Genomic DNA, 16,866 nt, shown 5'->3' with positions numbered 1-16,866 from the left:
AGCGGATGCTCTCTTCCACCTAAAAAGAAAGATTTTATGTCTTGTTCAAAAGTTATTCTTCCTTCATAGAGGTTTTACTTTATGTATCAATATATCATACCGGGCCTTACTTCGTAACTATTTGAAACTAAAAAAGTGCAAGAAGAGTATTTACACTCTCCTTGCACTTTTCACTATTACCACAGTAATTAAAGCGTTTACAAATTATTTTAAAATAATTAGTAAATCCATTGATTCATTAATTTTGAGTAGTCTACTAATTCTTCTTCTTTAAAGAAAATACCAATCTCACGTTCTGCACTTTCTAGAGAATCAGAACCATGGATAATATTTTTCGCAACTGTTACACCAAAATCGCCACGAATTGTACCTAGTGCCGCTTCATGAGGTCTTGTTTTACCCATCATATTACGAGCAGTATCTACTACACCTTCCCCTTGCCATACCATTGCAAAAACAGGACCAGATGTAATGAAATCTACTAATTCACCAAAGAAAGGTTTTTCTGTGTGCTCAGCGTAATGTTTTCCTGCAATTTCTGGAGTAACTTGCATTAATTTCGCACCAACTAATTGAAAGCCCTTTTTCTCAAAGCGAGCTACAATTTCCCCAATGAAGGCACGTTGTACGCCGTCTGGTTTTACCATTAGAAATGTTTTTTCCATAAAAAATCTCTCCACTTCTGAATTATGTATGTAATTGTATATCCCCACACACATATTAACACCCTTATCACAATTGTGCAATAGTTTTGAAATAGAGAGATTTTTTTATTTGTAAAAGAAAGTCATTAAAATTTTCGTTTTCCAATATACTTTGCAACATTTTGCAACGCATATTTTGCCTGTCCACGTGGCAAAGGTTTTATTACCTCTAATGCTTTATGTAAATAACGTTCACTAAATGCAAATGCCCGATCAATTGCTGGACTTGTTTTAATATCGTGAATAATTTCTTTCATCTCACTTGCAGTTGTATTTTCATGTACGGATACAATTTTTGCACGAAGCTTTGGATCTTCCATTGCATACAAAGCTGGAAGTGTGACATTTCCTTGCAATAAATCTCCACCAGCAGGTTTTCCTAATTTTTCTTCTGTTGAAACAAAATCTAAAATATCATCAATAATTTGATACGACATTCCAACAAAATAACCATACCAAAACAAACGATTTACAGTATCACCACTTGCCCCAGAAGCAATAGCTCCCAACTGACAACTAGCCGCAATCAACAATGCTGTTTTTCTCTTAATCCGTCGTAAATACGTTCTTAAATTTTGATTATAATCATACTTATCCTTAATTTGTTCGATTTCACCCTTACACACTTCCAAAATTGTATACGATAATGCCTGGTGAGCTTCTGGAACTTCTAAATTCGTAATGCACTCTAGAGACTTTGCAAACAAATAATCTCCCGTATACATCGCAATACGATCTCCCCATTTTGCATTTACAGTTGCACTACTTCTTCGTAAGAGCGCTGCGTCAATTACATCATCATGAACAAGCGAAGCCATATGGATGAGCTCTAGAGCAACTGCAACATGTTTAATTGCATCTAACTTGTAGTCTCCGAATTTCCCCGCAAGTAGCACAAATACAGGACGAATTCGTTTACCACCAGCTTCGATAAGCTGTAATGCCGCATCTTCTATTAGTTGTTGCTCTGAGGCAACAACCTTTTTTAATTCTTTTTCTATTACATCAATATCCGATCGTAAAAAAGAGTACATAAGTTGTAACTTCATATTGTTCACCTTAACCTAAAAACGTCTTTTTTCTATTTTAATTTCGGTTTTAATCCTAAGTGCATAGCTGCTACACCAAAAGTAAATGGTTTCACTTGCACATGCTCAAGTCCTGCCGATTCAAACATCTTCGCTAATTCTTTCATCCCTGGGAATGTGCTAGCAGACTCCTGAAGCCATGAATATTCCTTATAGCTTTTTGCAAACATTTTGCCAAACAAAGGCATAATGTATTTGAAATACAAAATATACATCTGGCGAAAACCAATCATCGTTGGTTGAGATGTTTCTAAACAAATCACTTTCCCGCCTGGCTTTACTACTCGCGTCATTTCTTTTAATACATGCATATAATTAGGAACATTACGTAATCCAAACCCAATTGTTACATAGTCAAATGTATTATCTTCAAATGGAAGTTCCATTGCATTTCCATGCAGAAGCCCCACTTGCGTCAATCCTAATGCCTTTACCTTTTCTTTACCGACAGATAGCATATTTTCACTGAAGTCTAAACCATGTACCTCTCCGTTTGGACCAACAGCATTAGCAAGTGCAATTGTCCAATCAGCAGTCCCACAACACACATCTAACGCCTTACTTCCAGGTTGTACATCCATAATTTGCATCGTTTCTTTTCGCCATGCTTTATGCCTTTGAAAACTTATAACTGAATTCATTACATCGTATTTATCAGAGATTTTTTCAAATACGTCATGTACTCTTTCTTCTTTTGATTGTTGCATGCGCTTACCCTTCTTCCAATATAAAATTGCTTATGTTTTCAATTTATCTTTTAAAGCGGAAACTATCTCATCAATTTCTTTATGGCTTTGAAGAAATGATTTTTCTTGTTCATCCATTTTTTTCAACCACTCTGTAAAGACCGCTTCCACATTTCTGTCATCATCATTTGATAGAGTTGCTTGAACCGCTTGAAAAACAGGTGCAGTTTTTCTTTTAGCATGCAATTGATACTCTTTTTGAAGACGCTTATTCCCTAGCATATACGCTATAAACGGTTTCCAATGTGATAAATGAAAATGATCACATGTTTTTTGTAAAAGTGCCGATTCGATTGTCATAACACTTTTGACTACTTCATCAACTGTTTCATATGCCCTCTGATATAACATAATTTTATGTTCATTAATTTCTTTAATCCCTTCGGCAAGTGCACGAATTAATACAATATCACAATTCATTGAAAGTAAATAATAATACAGTCCACTAAAGTAATCACCTGCAAGTACTGTAAGCTGACGACGCTTATGAAATCCACTTGTTTCTTCATCTGCTTTGTTTGATACTTTTTCATGTGTATCAAGAGCGATTTGTACAAGCATAATCGTTAAAACATAGTGATCAATTTGTTCTTTATGTAAATTTGCATTTTTTAAAGCAGCGTATAAAAGCACTACCTTTTCTTCATCAATAAATGGTTCTTCAATATAGTTTATAAAATAAGGATGGCGCAGTTTTGATAGCAACTGCTCCTTTATATCCGCATACCCTCCGTAGATGTCACACACAAAAAATCACCCTTGTTTTCTAATTCATAAAACCTATTATAACACATACATTCTATTTTCTATAACCAAAACTTGGGGAATCAAGATAAACTATATGTTAGATTTCTATTCATACAATACGCATAAAAAGCAAAAACTCATTCACCTATAAGTTTATGGACAGCTATCAAAATATATGTAATTTTTTAAAGACTATATCTCTCACTCCATAAACACAAATTAAAATGGAATTCTCATTTCTCCTTGCTCATTATAAGAATTTAGATTTCACAGGCAGTAATCCCCACCTAGTTTTGTTGGATACAGACAGTATTTCCTACAAACAACCGGAATCAAAAGTAAAATAATATAAATAAAAAAGAAAAGCAGTTTCCCGCTTTCCTTTACTTTGCCTTAATAAAAGACAAAATTTCGCTACGTGCCGCTGCATCATTTTCTAACACACCGCGCACTGCTGTAGTTACCGTTTTTGCACCAGGCTTTTTCACACCGCGCATTGTCATACACATATGCTCCGCTTCAACAACTACCATAACACCATGTGGTTCTAGCACTTCCATAATAGAATTAGCCACTGTTGACGTAATACGTTCTTGAAGTTGTGGGCGACGTGCAATTGTATCTACAGTACGAGCTAATTTACTTAGACCTGTTACTTTTCCACCACGTGGAATATATGCAACATGAGCAACTCCGTAAAACGGAACAAGATGGTGCTCACACATCGAATAAAATGGAATATCTTTTACTAATACAAGCTCCTCGTGCTCTTCTCCAAACACTTTATGCAAATGCTCCTTTGGATCTTCATGCATACCTGAAAATACTTCTGCATACATTTTCGCAACACGTTTCGGTGTATCAAGTACTCCCTCACGATTTGGATCGTCTCCAATTGCCTCTAGAATAAGACGCACTGCTTGCTCGATTTGTTCTAAGTTAACTTTTGCCATCCGCTTAACCCTCCCGAAAAACCTAAAAGTGATACGAACACATTCTAGCATATTTATGATTTTAAAAGCAAAAAGAAGAGTTTCCAAAAAGGAAACTCTTCTTCCCTGTTAATATGTAAGGATTATTTAACCGCATCTTTTAACGCTTTACCAGGTTTGAATGCAGGTACTTTACTTGCAGCGATTTCAATTTCCTCACCAGTTTGTGGGTTGCGTCCTTTACGAGCCGCACGCTCACGAACTTCGAAGTTACCGAATCCGATCAATTGTACTTTATCACCTTGTTTTAAAGCTTCTAAGATAGAATCAAAAACAGCGTCAACTGCTTTTGTTGCGTCCTTTTTAGAAAGGGAACTTGCTTCTGCAACAGCATTGATTAAATCTGTCTTGTTCATGCCATTCACCTCCTCCCAAAGATAAGACTGTATAATGATCATAAAATGAGTCTTACTTTCATTTGTAGGCAATTTTTACAAATTCTATACTACAAAGATGTAGATAAATCATTATCAACGCCTATATTATACGATTCTCCTGTATAATTCAATATTTTTAAAGAAATTGTTACCTCGAAAATGTGAAAAAACGATGAAACTTGACAATATGCTACAAAATATTAGATAATGACTATTTCTTTTCTCCTCTCCACCTACCTTCCTCACTTTTCTCTGAATCTTGAGACTGGAGTCTTACAGCCTGCAAATAGCGGGATAAAAAAGCAAAAACCCCCTGCTCGCAGGGGGGTCCTTATAAAATAATGGCAATCAATCCGCCAGATCCTTCGTTAATAATTCTTTCTAGCGTTTCTTTTAATTTGTAACGAGCATTTTCAGGCATTAAAGACAATTTTGCTTGAATTCCTTCTCGAACAATTGAACTAAGCGAGCGTCCAAAGATATCAGAATTCCATATAGAAAGCGGATCATCCTCAAAATCTTGCATTAAGTAGCGGACAAGCTCTTCACTTTGCTTTTCAGTACCAATAATTGGCTCAAATGTAGATTCAACATCAACTTTAATCATATGAATAGACGGTGCAACCGCCTTTAATTTCACACCGAATCGCGATCCATGACGAATAATTTCTGGCTCATCTAGGCTCATATCAGCTAAGGCCGGCGCAGCTACGCCATATCCTGTTTGTTTGACCATTCTTAAAGCCTCTGAAACTTGATCATACTCCGTTTTTGCATGAGAAAAATCAAGCATAAGCTTTAATAAATGATCTTTCCCTCTAATTTCTACACCTACAACTTCTTTTAATATTTGATCGTACAATTCATCTGGTGCATATAAATCAATCTCTGCAACACCTTGCCCCATATCAATCCCAGCTAAACTCGCTCGATCAATAAACTCATATTGACTAAATTGCCAAACAACACGATCTACATCACGAAGCCTTTTTATATCTTTAACTGTCTCTTGAACAGCTTCTTGATAACTTTGACGTAACCAATGTCCCTCATTTAATACCATAACCCAGCTTGGTAGATTCACATTCACTTCCAAAACAGGGAATTCAAATAAAGCTTCACGAAGTACATTGTAAACATCTGTTTCTCTTAAACTCTCCACACTCATTGCTAATACAGGAATATCATGCTCCTCTGATAAACTTTGACGTAACTGTTCTGTATCTGGATGATACGGCTGTACTGTATTAATAATCATGATAAACGGTTTACCCACTTCTTTTAACTCATTGATAACACGTTCTTCTGCTTCTATATAATCTCGTCTTGGAATTTCTCCAATCGTTCCATCAGTTGTAATGACAACCCCAATAGTAGAATGTTCTTGAATCACCTTACGCGTTCCAATTTCAGCAGCCTCATGAAACGGGATGGGTTCTTCATACCAAGGTGTATTAATCATGCGTGGGCCATTCTCATCCTCATACCCTTTCGCTCCAGGAACCGTATAACCAACACAATCTACTAATCGAATATTTACTTCAAGACCGTCATCAACATGGATGGAAACCGCTTGGTTTGGAACAAATTTCGGTTCTGTTGTCATAATTGTACGTCCAGCAGCACTTTGAGGTAATTCATCTTGTGCTCGCTGACGATCTGAATCATTTTCGATATTTGGAATAACAACAAGCTCCATAAATTTTTTAATAAACGTTGATTTTCCTGTTCGAACAGCTCCTACAACCCCTAAATAAATATCACCGCCTGTGCGCTCGGCAATATCTTTAAAAATATCGACCTTTTCCAAGTGATTCCCTCCCTCAAAATTTTTGGGAATAATCCAATTTGTATTCACATACAATATCCTTCACTGATGTCTCCTATCATATGAAACAACATAAAAATATTCTAGAAGTGTGGACAATATATCATATGATTTTGTCCTAAATTCATATGACTATTTAAAAAAAACTTTTTGTTTGCATCATAAGTTGTAATACATGAAAAAACCTTTCTTCTAGAACTTATTCGCTAGAAGAAAGGTTCATGACTTATCATTTAAAAAAAATTGGTTCTCCGTTTCTTACTGTATACGGTAAAGAGTATGCGGGCACAAATGGTGTATCTTTTAAAAGCATATTACGAATATCTTCCCCCTCTTTCAACTTTTCTCCGTTTTTTTGTAACATTTCATATAAATCCATTCGATAATCAACAAAAATTTCCCCTTTTTCATTAATTACAAGCGGTAATCCTTTTCCAGAATATGGACTTGTCACTTGAGGCACATCTTTATATCCCATCTTTTTGAAATCTAGCTCATAAACACCATCTGCAATAACCTTTTTAAAAGGAGGATATTGATGTTCATCACGATACATTTGCAATTTCAACTTAACATCCCGAATTTGTTCTGCCATTCTTACATCGATTAATTTTACCGTTGGATTTGTTTCTACATCTACTAATACATATTGATATACACCACCACTTTCATATGCATTTCCAGGTGCTTCTTGTATATAACGTGGTGCAATTTTTTGAAAATCAATTGGATATTTTTGATAAATTGGTGTGCTCATATCACGCGTTTTAATTGGCAATAAACCATTATTTTGTTCCTTATATGTATTGACTGCCTTTTGTACAGCTTGCAGCTGATCTTCATAAGGGACAGCATTCTGTTTCATATTTTCTCTAGGATACATACATCCTGACAAAAGGCTTATACAACAAAATATTAAAATAATATAGTTTTTTTTCACAGACAATCCATCCTTTATTTTCTCGCTCACATCTATTAAATCTTGTTTATTCATTTCCACCTACCTCTCCACAATCTATTTGAAAACAAAGAGTGGCGATTATTCATTCTTATTGTTCGACTGGCCCACTAAATACAACGAGGAAAATAACAATCCCAGATACAACCATAAGTATATAAGCAACCAGCGCTGTAATACCTTTCAAAATTTTATTCTTTATTTTATGCCTACTTAATAAAATAAAAGCTACTGCAATAAACATGAATCCCATTGCTCCTAAAGAAAACCACATTTTTATAAGTCCTTCAGACATATACACACCCCTTAATTATTAATCTATTTTTATACTATTTTAACAAATTAAAAATTTTAGACAAATAGAAAAATAATATATGACCATTCTTTTTAGCTGGTAAAGAGCATCCGACCATACATAGAAGCGGTTAGATCCTTTTTCTGCCCCATGCCAAGTAAAAACAAAAGGAGAAAGCGGGTGGAGACTCCCTTTTATTTTCACAGCTGAGACTTATATGTTGGAGAATATTTATGTATACGTACAAATTGAAAAAACGGCAGAAAGCGTTTCTTTTCTGGCGGAAGAGAGCATCCGACCATGCATAGAAGCGGTCCGCCCCTCTTCCTGTCCATGCCAAGTGAAAACAAATAAATAAAATGAGTGTAGGTCACCTTTCGTTCTTCATAATGGCGAATTATATATTGGAAAATCAAAATGGATAAATGTAAATAAAAAAACAAAAATAAAACCGAAGCGAATGTATCATCCTCGCTTCGGTTGACCAAATACGCCCACAAACAGCTCCAATCCCATTTCTTCATAGCTATCGTATGCAATCCTCGAACCCTTTGTTTCTCATGCTTTATTTTTTAAACATTTTACTTAACGAGCTAAAGTCTGTTGGCATATTATTATTAATAATCGCTTTTACAATTTGATCTTCTTGCTCTTTTGGTACCTCTCGCCCTGCCATTACTGCGACCTGATGGATTAATTGGCGTAGTATTTTCTCATCGCGTAAATTTGCATTTTGTACAGATGATGCTAATTTAAAAATATCGTCTTTATTTACTTTCGCTTCTTTTTCAATATTATTGAAAATGTTATTATCCATTTTCTTCACCCTCTCTTCAAGTTACAATCCATCGTATGCAAAAAGAAATAAATGGTGAAAAAACCCAGAAAAATAAAAAGCTGTATACGTGCTTTTTTCACGCATACAGCTTTTATTTACAATAAATCAGGTATCGCTTCAACTTCATGTTTACGAACACGCCCCATCAATGACCCTACTGCATCTTTCACATTATTTCCATTGAATAGTACATCATATAAGGCTGCCGTAATTGGCATTTCAACTTTCATTTTCTCAGCCATCTCATATGCAGCTTTCGTTGTTCGTACACCTTCAACTACCATACCCATACTATCTAATACTTCTTCTAATGAATATCCTTTTCCAAGCATATTTCCCGCACGCCAATTTCGGCTATGGACACTTGTACAAGTTACAATCAAGTCACCCATTCCCGTTAAACCAGCAAATGTTAACGGGTTACCACCCATCTTTCTTCCTAAACGAGCGATTTCCGTTAAACCACGTGTCATAAGAGCTGCTTTTGCATTATCACCTAATCCAAGGCCATCCGTTATACCCGCGGCTAGTGCAATAATATTTTTTAATGCCCCACCGAGCTCTACTCCGACAATATCAGGATTCGTATATACTCGGAAATAACTATTCATAAACAAGTCTTGTACTTCTTCAGCTGCTTCCATACGTTTAGCAGCTGAAGTAACAGTTGTCGCTTGACGAAGCCCTACCTCTTCCGCATGGCTTGGTCCTGATAGGACAACAACATCTCGAATAAGATGCGCTGGAATTTCTTCTTCAATCATTTCTGAAATACGTTTTGAAGTTCCCGGTTCAATCCCTTTACTTGCATGAATCCAAGTAATTGGCTGTGAAACAATATCTTTCATATTTTTCAATACTTCTCGATACGCTTTCGTTGGCACGACTAAAAGTACTGTATCTACATCTACTAATGCCTCTTCTAAAGAAGAGTAGGCTACGATTGTGCTTGGCAATGTAATTCCTGGGAGATACCGGCTGTTCTCATGTTTCATATTGATTTCATCCATGAGCTCCGAACGATTTCCCCAAATACGTACATCATGACCATTGTCAGCTAATACCATCGCTAACGCTGTACCCCAGCTACCTGCTCCTACTACTGTGATTTTTTTCATAAAATCACATCCTCTCCATTAGTCTCTTGCTCTAGAAATAATTCGAATTGGCGTTCCTACGAAGCCAAACGACTCACGCAAACGATTCTTTAAGAAGCGCTCATATGAAAAGTGCATTAATTCTGGATCATTTACAAATACAACAAATGTTGGTGGTTTCACCGCGACTTGCGTTGCGTAGAAGATTTTCAAACGTTGTCCATTATGCGTTGGTGTTGGATTCATTGCAACAGCATCCATAATCACGTCGTTTAATACGTTTGTTTGTACACGAATACTATGACTTTCATTAACTTCATTAATAACTGGTAATAATGTCTGTGTACGTTTTTTCGTTTTCGCAGATAAGAATACAATCGGTGCATAATCCAAGAATTGGAAATGCGCACGGATATTTTCTTCAAATGCTTTCATTGTCTTTTCATCTTTTTTAACTGCATCCCATTTATTCACAACAATAATTACTGCTCTTCCTGAGTCATGTGCATAACCAGCAATTTTTTTATCTTGTTCAATAATTCCTTCTTCACCATCTAAAACGACTAAAACAACGTCAGATCGTTCAATCGCTCTCAATGCACGAAGTACACTATACTTTTCAGTACTCTCGTATACTTTCCCTTTTTTACGCATCCCCGCTGTATCAATAATAACGTAATCTTGACCATCTTTACTATATGGTGTATCAACAGCATCACGGGTCGTTCCTGCTACGTTACTTACAATTACACGCTCTTGACCAAGCAATGCATTTACAAGTGATGATTTCCCTACATTTGGACGCCCAATTAATGAGAAACGAATTGTTTCGTCATCATATGCCTCTTCTTCAATCTTAGGGAAATGCTTTGCTGCTTCGTCTAATAAATCACCTAAACCTAATCCGTGTGTACCTGAAATTGGGAATGGCTCACCAAATCCTAATGCATAGAAATCATAAATATCATTACGCATCTCTGGATTATCAACCTTATTCACCGCTAGTACAACCGGCTTTTTAGAACGATATAAAATCTTTGCTACTTCTTCATCTGCAGCTGTTACACCATCACGGCCATTTGTCATAAAAATGATAACATCCGCTTCATCAATCGCAACTTCTGCTTGTTGACGAATTTGTGTCAAAAACGGCTCGTCTCCAATATCAATTCCACCTGTATCAATAATGTTAAATTCATGATTTAACCATTCTCCCGCACTATAAATACGATCTCGCGTTACGCCTGGGATATCTTCTACAATTGAAACTCTCTCTCCAACAATTCTATTGAAAATAGTAGATTTCCCTACGTTCGGGCGTCCTACTATTGCCACTACTGGTTTCGGCATATAATTTCATCCTTTCAACTTGCTTCTGTTTATTATGTAAAAAACCCTTCTTTGTGCAAGAAGGGATTTGCATTCCAGAATATTTCTCATCGTATCAAAACATCTCATATTATAGCACACGTTACTAATGTTTCACAATAATATATACATTCTCTTGTAAGCGGTGTGCGATACCGTCTAAAATCGCTTCTAAATTATTTGCTACAAATTCCATTTCTTCTTTTGAGTCACAAGTAAATAAAGGTGCCCCCCCAGCAAACTTTTCTGGCGTCGTTGTAATTACAGCAAGAATATAGCTTTCTAACATCATCGTATATCTCCCCTTCCTTTTGGGGCCTCTGATGACATATGAACCGCGCTTTCTAATGTTGGCACATTCCCTATTACTGCAATCGCTTTTTTTACATCTTGATCTTGCGGGAGTACAAATACCCCTACTCTTCCATCTTCTAAATCGCGCTTAGCTAAGGGGACTAACGCCGGGGTTCCAGAATCTCTAAATATGCCTAATGCAACCGATACATCATGTAAGATTGCTTGTCGTTGTCCAAGATTGGAAATTGTTATTCTTGCGTCAATGGACTTAGGCTTTAAAATAAAGCCCATTCCATACTTCATAATTTCTTCTTGCCTTGCGGGCAATCCAATATTCATAATATAAATATTATCAATATATAGTCCTGCTCCCTCAAAGCGGAGAGGGACATGCTCAATGTCTACAAGATCACGTAACCTTTTACCAGACATCAATATTTTGGCAATAAAGAATCCTGCTGTGCCAGCAACTACACCAGCTATCCACGAATGAAACCCTATATATGTAAATGTTGTCACAAATGCTGTTAACATCGCTAAATAGTTGCGACTTTCAAATACAAGAGCTATCCCCTCAATATATGTGTTTCCACGCGGCACAAGCTCATACCCATCTAATTGCTGCAGTGTATTCCTTTCCATATTTCGAACATCTCGAAATTGAGACGCAGCTAATGTTAAGAAAGTAATCGCTGAAAAATCCTTCTTCAAAATGGATGGTATAGCAATTGCTCCTAAAGCTGCTGCAATTAATCCCATAGCAATGTGAATGATTTTTCCATGTAAACGTGTCGGATACTGCCTCGTATCTGTACGAAGCATCAAAATTCGCGTTACTGTTCCAGCAATGACGCCACATAAAATGGCTGGTGTATATTCAGTCATGTATTACCCTTGCCTTTCTTTTACATGTTTTTTTCTAAATTGTCCTCTATACGCCGATAATTTTGCGATATAAGACATCATCATAACCAGTAGTGTAGAAACAGCAATGATATCAAAGAATGTCAAACCACCAAATTCGTATGGAAAATGAAGCCTGCGAAAAATAAATGTTACCAATATTTCTCCTTGTAGTGCTCCGGCATATAAAGAACATAGACGCAATAAACGATCTCGATGTAATACAATTGATGCATATACAAGAGTACCGCTTAACATAAAAATTCGATTAATAACAATCCAAATCGGATCATACACCTCTAATAAATGAAAGCTTGTATATAGCATAGCAATGATAAGTGCCGACAATAAGGCATACATTTTTTTCCACACAGAATATAGAGCAATCCCCAAAAAGGAAATAATACCGAGTATAAGAGCGTTTATTGATACAGTGAAAGAAGCAATAGATACCGTTATCTGTGAACAAATAATAAATATTAATATAGCAGCACTAACTTTCCAACGAATTTCATCTTTTTTCAAAAAAAACGTTGTAACAACCCAGCCCACCCACGCTAAAAAATAAAAATAACTTCCATCCATATTTTCTCCTCCTATCATTTCCATTATGGGAACTTTTTATGAAAACTAATCCTTTTCTTCTTTTTGCATAGTTTTTCTTATAACAGCAACACTTTCTATTAAGGAGGTGTAGATAACGATGGGAAAAGACCGCCAAGAAAAGAAACTAAAACAATCGCGCCGTGTCGAGTCTGACCGCGACCAATCGCTGCAATATCCTGGAGCAACTGGGCTTGATACACCAGAGCAAGCTCGCAAGCAAAATCAGCATTAAACAAAATGAAAAAACAGCCGACATCGGCTGTTTTTTCATTTTCCCACAATACATTATGTTATTAATCCATGCTCCAACGCTTTCTTTATTGCTTCTACACGATTAGAAACTTGGAGCTTAGTATATATATTAATAATGTGTGTTTTAACCGTTGAAATTGAAATAAAGAGTTTCTTACCAATCTCTTTATTTGTCGCTCCAGTAGCTAGAACAATTAACACCTCTAATTCTCTCTGACTTAGCACTGTATTTGTTACTTCTTCACTTTTAAAGATAGTGCTTTAAAAGTTTCATAGCACTTCGTTACTTTATCCACTTCAATAATCTTATTCATTTCATCTTCCCCTTTCCTCTTCATTGTACGAGGCGGGTACATAAAAAAAATCAACCGAACGGTTGATTCTTTCGGTTGATTTTTTATTCTTATCTTATTCTGATTTATAAATAACCTGCAAAAAAACTTAAAAAACATTACCTATTGCTATAGCACGTCGTATCAATCCCACGTTGCGATAACCAATGATACGTGTCACCCTTCACAATAAGCGGCACTCGCTGAAGCTCAGAGAGTGTTCTCGCTCCAAGAGCCGTCATTATAAATTGTAAATCCGTATGTAAAAGTTCTATTTCATCCATTAATTTCTGGGCACCATCATTCATCAATATACGTAAAAAATACCCAGCAAAAGCAGTCGCCCGTGCCCCTAATGCAATTGCTTTTGCTACATCAAGCGCAGTTTGTATACCGCCAGATGCAATAAGAGAGAGGTTTTTATTTGTAGAGGATGCTTCTATGATTGAAGCTACCGTCTGAATGCCCCAATCATTAAAATAAGAAAGCATTCGCTTCCTTCGCTCATTTTCAACTGCAGCAAAATTTGTGCCACCATATCCACCAACATCTACAGCCGTAACACCAACATCAGTTAGCTGCTGTACCGTTTCTTTACTCATACCAAAACCTACTTCTTTTACTATAACTGGAACCGGAGAACTTGTAACAATTTGTTCAATCCGCTCTAATACGCCTGTAAAATCCCGATCACCTTCTGGCATCGTTAGTTCTTGAATGACATTCAAATGAATTTGCAAAGCATTCGCTTCAATCATATCAACCGCTCGTTTTGCCTGTTCAACGCTCGCTTCACTACCCAAATTTGCAAAAACGATTCCATTTGGATTTACCTTTCGAACAATTCGATAAGAAGATGCTTCTTTTTCATCTTTTAACGCAGCCATTTGAGAACCGACAGCCATCGCAAGGTTATGCTGCTTAGCCACGTGTGCTAACTGTTCATTAATATGTAATGTGTGATCTCCACCACCACCAGTCATCGCATTGATAAAAATCGGCGAACTTAATGAAAGTTCGCCGATTTCCGTTTCAAATGTAATGCTTTCATAACTTGAATTTGGCAAGCTTTGATGGACAAAAGCAATGTCATGAAAGCCATGTATACGAGACTGTCCGGTGGAAAGAGCGTATTCAATATGTTCTAATTTTCGTTTTGCCCTTACCACTTGTACCCCTCTTTATTTCTTTAATTTTTTCAGTTGTTCACCAATAATATCACTAAATTGGAAAGTTGCAGACTCAGAAGTCGGCTCATATTGGCTATAATCTTCTGTTTCATTATTTTCTTCAACAGCTTCTTTTATACTTAAAGAAATACGTTTTTCTGCTGCATGTACTTCAAGTACTTTCACTTTCACTTCTTGTCCCATTTCTAATACTTCATTTGGATTTTTCACGTGACGATTTGCAATTTGCGATACATGCACAAGTCCTTCTACACCTGGTAAAATTTCAACGAAAGCACCAAATGTAACAATTCGTTTCACTATACCTTCTCGAATATCACCCGCTTTAACTTCAGCAGAAACGTTTTCCCAAGGTCCTGGCTGAGCCGCTTTAATCGATAAAGAAATACGCTGCGTATCTGCATCAACCGATAATACTTTGACTTTTACACTTTGTCCTTGTGTTAACACATCAGAAGGCTGTTCAACGCGGTCATGAGAAATTTGTGAAATGTGTACTAAACCATCTACATTACCAACATTCACAAAAGCACCAAAGTCAGTTAATCGTTGAACTGTACCTTCCACAACGTCTCCTTCTTTTAAAGAAGAAATCGCTTCTTTTTTCTTTGATTCTAATTCCTGTTCTACAACTGCTTTATGTGAAAGAATAACACGATTTTTTTCACGATCTAATTCAACAATTTTCACCGCTAATGTTTTTCCTTTATAATCAGTAAAATCTTCTACATAGTGCATTTCTACAAGTGAAGCTGGAATAAATCCACGGACACCAAGATCCACAACTAAACCACCATTCACAATATCTTTTACAGTAACATCAAAAACTTCACCTGAAGTGAATTTTTCTTGCAACTCTACCCATGCTTTTTCTGCATCAACAGCACGTTTCGATAATACAAGATCATCATCTTCTAATTTAATAACTTTTAATTCAAGATTTTGATCTAATTTTACAACATCGCTCGCTTTTTCAATATGAACGTTAGCTAATTCACTAATCGGAATAACGCCATCTGTTTTGTATCCAACATTTACAAGAACTTGTTTTTCTTCAACCTTTGTTACAGAACCTGTAACAACGTCACCCACTTGTAATGCTTTTGAATCCACAACTTCTTCATTCATTTTTTCTACCATGGAAATACCTCCCTACAGAATTGACAAAGCTTTTTTATGTATATACGAAATGAAAACAAATGTTTTCATTTGCATGTTATAAGAAATTTTTAGCATATACTCGCTTCCAATACATACAACAACCTATTTTTTGCTATACACTTCATAGAAGATATAGAAGCCTATATAAATAGTATACAGCAAAATCTCCTTGAATAAAGTATGTTTTAAAATATAATAGCGAATATATTCTGACAGTTTCTCTTCTTTTACTAACTTCTTACAAATTGACTTATTTGTCAAGGAAAGTGTTTCACTATTCTCTGTTATACTAATATTTTTAAAATAAAAAAAGAAAGAGGATTCCCTCTTTCTTTATTTTGCAAACGCTCCAGAAACAATATCCATGATTTTTTGGACAACTTCTTCAATTGATAAAGAAGTTGTGTCTAACTCCAATGCATCATCCGCTTTTTTTAACGGAGAAACTTCGCGCTCTGAATCTAATTTATCACGCTTGGCAATTTCTTTTTTCAATTGCTCCAAACTAGAAGCGAAGCCTTTCTTCGTATTTTCAAGGTGTCTACGCTCCGCTCTCTCTTGAACAGAAGCAAGCATAAAAATCTTCACTTCCGCATTAGGTAGCACATGCGTACCAATATCACGACCATCCATTACCACCCCGCCCTTTTCTGCTAGAGCTTGTTGGCGGCGCACCATCTCTTCGCGAACAAGACGATGCTTGGCAACAATTGATACGCGATTTGTTACATTCGGTGTACGAATCGCTTCAGATACATCCTTGCCGTTTAAGAAAACTAGTTGTGTATTTTCACCTTGCTGAAAATCAATATTCACATTTTTTAAAACTTCCATTAAACTTTCTTCATTTTCAATATCTACATTTTGTTCCAGAGCAGCGTATGTAAGCGTACGATACATTGCACCTGTGTCAATATAGACATAAGAAAGTTCTTTCGCAACAACCTTTGCAACTGTGCTTTTTCCAGCAGCTGCTGGACCATCTATCGCAATTGAAATTCGTTTATCCACTGTAACACCTCATTTTTTTCACTTATAAAACAAAATGAAAAGCAGGTACAAATCCCCTGCTTCTCTACGCTTGTTT

General features: G+C 36.2%; 19 protein-coding genes and 1 pseudogene. 1 reads left to right on the top strand and 19 read right to left on the bottom strand.

What is annotated here, in order from left to right:
* Positions 1-218: 218 nt before the first annotated feature.
* The 15 genes and pseudogenes from ndk to ORL93_RS12090 form a co-directional block, all read right to left on the bottom strand.
* A complete protein-coding gene (ndk, locus tag ORL93_RS12160) occupies positions 219-665 on the bottom strand; it encodes a nucleoside-diphosphate kinase (RefSeq protein WP_003206516.1) in 447 nt (148 codons plus the stop codon).
* A 125-nt stretch (positions 666-790) separates the two neighbouring features.
* Entirely contained in the window at positions 791-1,753 is a 963-nt protein-coding gene (gene hepT / locus ORL93_RS12155; RefSeq protein ID WP_265959083.1) for a heptaprenyl diphosphate synthase component II, read from the bottom strand.
* A 32-nt stretch (positions 1,754-1,785) separates the two neighbouring features.
* Complete coding sequence (locus tag ORL93_RS12150) at positions 1,786-2,499, bottom strand: demethylmenaquinone methyltransferase (protein ID WP_265959082.1); 714 nt, start codon at positions 2,497-2,499, stop codon at positions 1,786-1,788.
* A 30-nt stretch (positions 2,500-2,529) separates the two neighbouring features.
* Positions 2,530-3,285 (bottom strand): heptaprenyl diphosphate synthase component 1, encoded by a 756-nt coding sequence (locus ORL93_RS12145; RefSeq protein ID WP_098160386.1) that lies wholly within the window; start codon positions 3,283-3,285, stop codon positions 2,530-2,532.
* A gap of 383 nt (positions 3,286-3,668) precedes the next feature.
* The gene (gene folE / locus ORL93_RS12140) at positions 3,669-4,238 is read right to left on the bottom strand and encodes a GTP cyclohydrolase I FolE (protein WP_003206523.1); all 570 of its coding nucleotides are present in this window, start codon (positions 4,236-4,238) and stop codon (positions 3,669-3,671) included.
* A gap of 122 nt (positions 4,239-4,360) precedes the next feature.
* Positions 4,361-4,633: an HU family DNA-binding protein gene (locus ORL93_RS12135; RefSeq protein WP_001043860.1), complete on the bottom strand. Its 273-nt coding sequence runs from the start codon at positions 4,631-4,633 to the stop codon at positions 4,361-4,363.
* A gap of 352 nt (positions 4,634-4,985) precedes the next feature.
* Entirely contained in the window at positions 4,986-6,464 is a 1,479-nt protein-coding gene (gene spoIVA / locus ORL93_RS12130) for a stage IV sporulation protein A (protein ID WP_016114091.1), read from the bottom strand.
* Between the two features lie 247 nt (positions 6,465-6,711).
* Positions 6,712-7,422 (bottom strand): hypothetical protein, encoded by a 711-nt coding sequence (locus tag ORL93_RS12125; RefSeq protein WP_026008435.1) that lies wholly within the window; start codon positions 7,420-7,422, stop codon positions 6,712-6,714.
* Between the two features lie 109 nt (positions 7,423-7,531).
* Positions 7,532-7,735, bottom strand: coding sequence for a DUF2768 domain-containing protein (locus tag ORL93_RS12120; protein WP_265959081.1), 204 nt, complete (start codon positions 7,733-7,735; stop codon positions 7,532-7,534).
* 565 nt (positions 7,736-8,300) lie between these two features.
* Positions 8,301-8,552 carry a stage VI sporulation protein F gene (locus ORL93_RS12115; protein ID WP_018764271.1) on the bottom strand — a complete coding sequence of 84 codons (252 nt, stop codon included), beginning with the start codon at positions 8,550-8,552 and terminating at the stop codon, positions 8,301-8,303.
* A gap of 116 nt (positions 8,553-8,668) precedes the next feature.
* Positions 8,669-9,691: an NAD(P)H-dependent glycerol-3-phosphate dehydrogenase gene (locus ORL93_RS12110; protein WP_006094267.1), complete on the bottom strand. Its 1,023-nt coding sequence runs from the start codon at positions 9,689-9,691 to the stop codon at positions 8,669-8,671.
* Between the two features lie 18 nt (positions 9,692-9,709).
* Positions 9,710-11,020, bottom strand: coding sequence for a ribosome biogenesis GTPase Der (gene der, locus ORL93_RS12105; protein ID WP_003206531.1), 1,311 nt, complete (start codon positions 11,018-11,020; stop codon positions 9,710-9,712).
* A gap of 124 nt (positions 11,021-11,144) precedes the next feature.
* Complete coding sequence (locus tag ORL93_RS12100) at positions 11,145-11,330, bottom strand: capping complex subunit for YIEGIA (RefSeq protein ID WP_016114087.1); 186 nt, start codon at positions 11,328-11,330, stop codon at positions 11,145-11,147.
* Positions 11,327-12,220, bottom strand: coding sequence for a YIEGIA family protein (locus ORL93_RS12095; protein WP_003196321.1), 894 nt, complete (start codon positions 12,218-12,220; stop codon positions 11,327-11,329). Before ORL93_RS12095 ends, ORL93_RS12100 begins: the two co-directional genes overlap by 4 nt.
* Positions 12,213-12,823, bottom strand: a pseudogene (locus ORL93_RS12090) (YphA family membrane protein). The gene ORL93_RS12095 and the pseudogene ORL93_RS12090 overlap by 8 nt, the downstream one beginning before the upstream one ends.
* A 118-nt stretch (positions 12,824-12,941) precedes the next feature.
* Here ORL93_RS12090 and ORL93_RS12085 point away from each other — a divergent pair.
* Complete coding sequence (locus tag ORL93_RS12085; RefSeq protein WP_003206535.1) at positions 12,942-13,076, top strand: YpzI family protein; 135 nt, start codon at positions 12,942-12,944, stop codon at positions 13,074-13,076.
* A gap of 53 nt (positions 13,077-13,129) precedes the next feature.
* On the opposite strand, the gene ORL93_RS12080 is transcribed toward ORL93_RS12085, so the two are convergent.
* From ORL93_RS12080 to cmk, 4 genes are all read right to left on the bottom strand, one after another.
* On the bottom strand, positions 13,130-13,321 hold the full coding sequence (locus tag ORL93_RS12080; RefSeq protein WP_080547189.1) for a response regulator transcription factor: 192 nt from the start codon (positions 13,319-13,321) through the stop codon (positions 13,130-13,132).
* Positions 13,322-13,547: 226 nt separating this feature from the next.
* Positions 13,548-14,597, bottom strand: a complete 1,050-nt coding sequence (fni, locus tag ORL93_RS12075; RefSeq protein ID WP_098160385.1) for a type 2 isopentenyl-diphosphate Delta-isomerase — start codon at positions 14,595-14,597, stop codon at positions 13,548-13,550.
* 12 nt (positions 14,598-14,609) lie between these two features.
* The gene (gene rpsA, locus ORL93_RS12070) at positions 14,610-15,758 is read right to left on the bottom strand and encodes a 30S ribosomal protein S1 (protein WP_006094253.1); all 1,149 of its coding nucleotides are present in this window, start codon (positions 15,756-15,758) and stop codon (positions 14,610-14,612) included.
* A gap of 354 nt (positions 15,759-16,112) precedes the next feature.
* Positions 16,113-16,790 carry a (d)CMP kinase gene (gene cmk / locus ORL93_RS12065; RefSeq protein WP_097794222.1) on the bottom strand — a complete coding sequence of 226 codons (678 nt, stop codon included), beginning with the start codon at positions 16,788-16,790 and terminating at the stop codon, positions 16,113-16,115.
* Positions 16,791-16,866 lie beyond the last annotated feature (76 nt).

Origin of the sequence: Bacillus sp. DHT2 (assembly GCF_026241455.1) — a bacterium.
Taxonomy (GTDB): domain Bacteria; phylum Bacillota; class Bacilli; order Bacillales; family Bacillaceae_G; genus Bacillus_A; species Bacillus_A pseudomycoides.
Note: the sequence above shows the minus strand (reverse complement) of the source record. Positions and strands in the feature narration are given on the sequence as shown.

What these genes read in the sequence shown, in the direction of transcription:
- ndk (WP_003206516.1), bottom strand. Translation starts at nt 665, where the DNA reads ATGGAAAAAACATTTCTAATGGTAAAACCAGACGGCGTACAACGTGCC.
- hepT (WP_265959083.1), bottom strand. Translation starts at nt 1,753, where the DNA reads ATGAAGTTACAACTTATGTACTCTTTTTTACGATCGGATATTGATGTA.
- ORL93_RS12150 (WP_265959082.1), bottom strand. Translation starts at nt 2,499, where the DNA reads ATGCAACAATCAAAAGAAGAAAGAGTACATGACGTATTTGAAAAAATC.
- folE (WP_003206523.1), bottom strand. Translation starts at nt 4,238, where the DNA reads ATGGCAAAAGTTAACTTAGAACAAATCGAGCAAGCAGTGCGTCTTATT.
- ORL93_RS12135 (WP_001043860.1), bottom strand. Translation starts at nt 4,633, where the DNA reads ATGAACAAGACAGATTTAATCAATGCTGTTGCAGAAGCAAGTTCCCTT.
- ORL93_RS12120 (WP_265959081.1), bottom strand. Translation starts at nt 7,735, where the DNA reads ATGTCTGAAGGACTTATAAAAATGTGGTTTTCTTTAGGAGCAATGGGA.
- ORL93_RS12115 (WP_018764271.1), bottom strand. Translation starts at nt 8,552, where the DNA reads ATGGATAATAACATTTTCAATAATATTGAAAAAGAAGCGAAAGTAAAT.
- ORL93_RS12110 (WP_006094267.1), bottom strand. Translation starts at nt 9,691, where the DNA reads ATGAAAAAAATCACAGTAGTAGGAGCAGGTAGCTGGGGTACAGCGTTA.
- der (WP_003206531.1), bottom strand. Translation starts at nt 11,020, where the DNA reads ATGCCGAAACCAGTAGTGGCAATAGTAGGACGCCCGAACGTAGGGAAA.
- ORL93_RS12100 (WP_016114087.1), bottom strand. Translation starts at nt 11,330, where the DNA reads ATGATGTTAGAAAGCTATATTCTTGCTGTAATTACAACGACGCCAGAA.
- ORL93_RS12095 (WP_003196321.1), bottom strand. Translation starts at nt 12,220, where the DNA reads ATGACTGAATATACACCAGCCATTTTATGTGGCGTCATTGCTGGAACA.
- ORL93_RS12085 (WP_003206535.1), top strand. Translation starts at nt 12,942, where the DNA reads ATGGGAAAAGACCGCCAAGAAAAGAAACTAAAACAATCGCGCCGTGTC.
- rpsA (WP_006094253.1), bottom strand. Translation starts at nt 15,758, where the DNA reads ATGGTAGAAAAAATGAATGAAGAAGTTGTGGATTCAAAAGCATTACAA.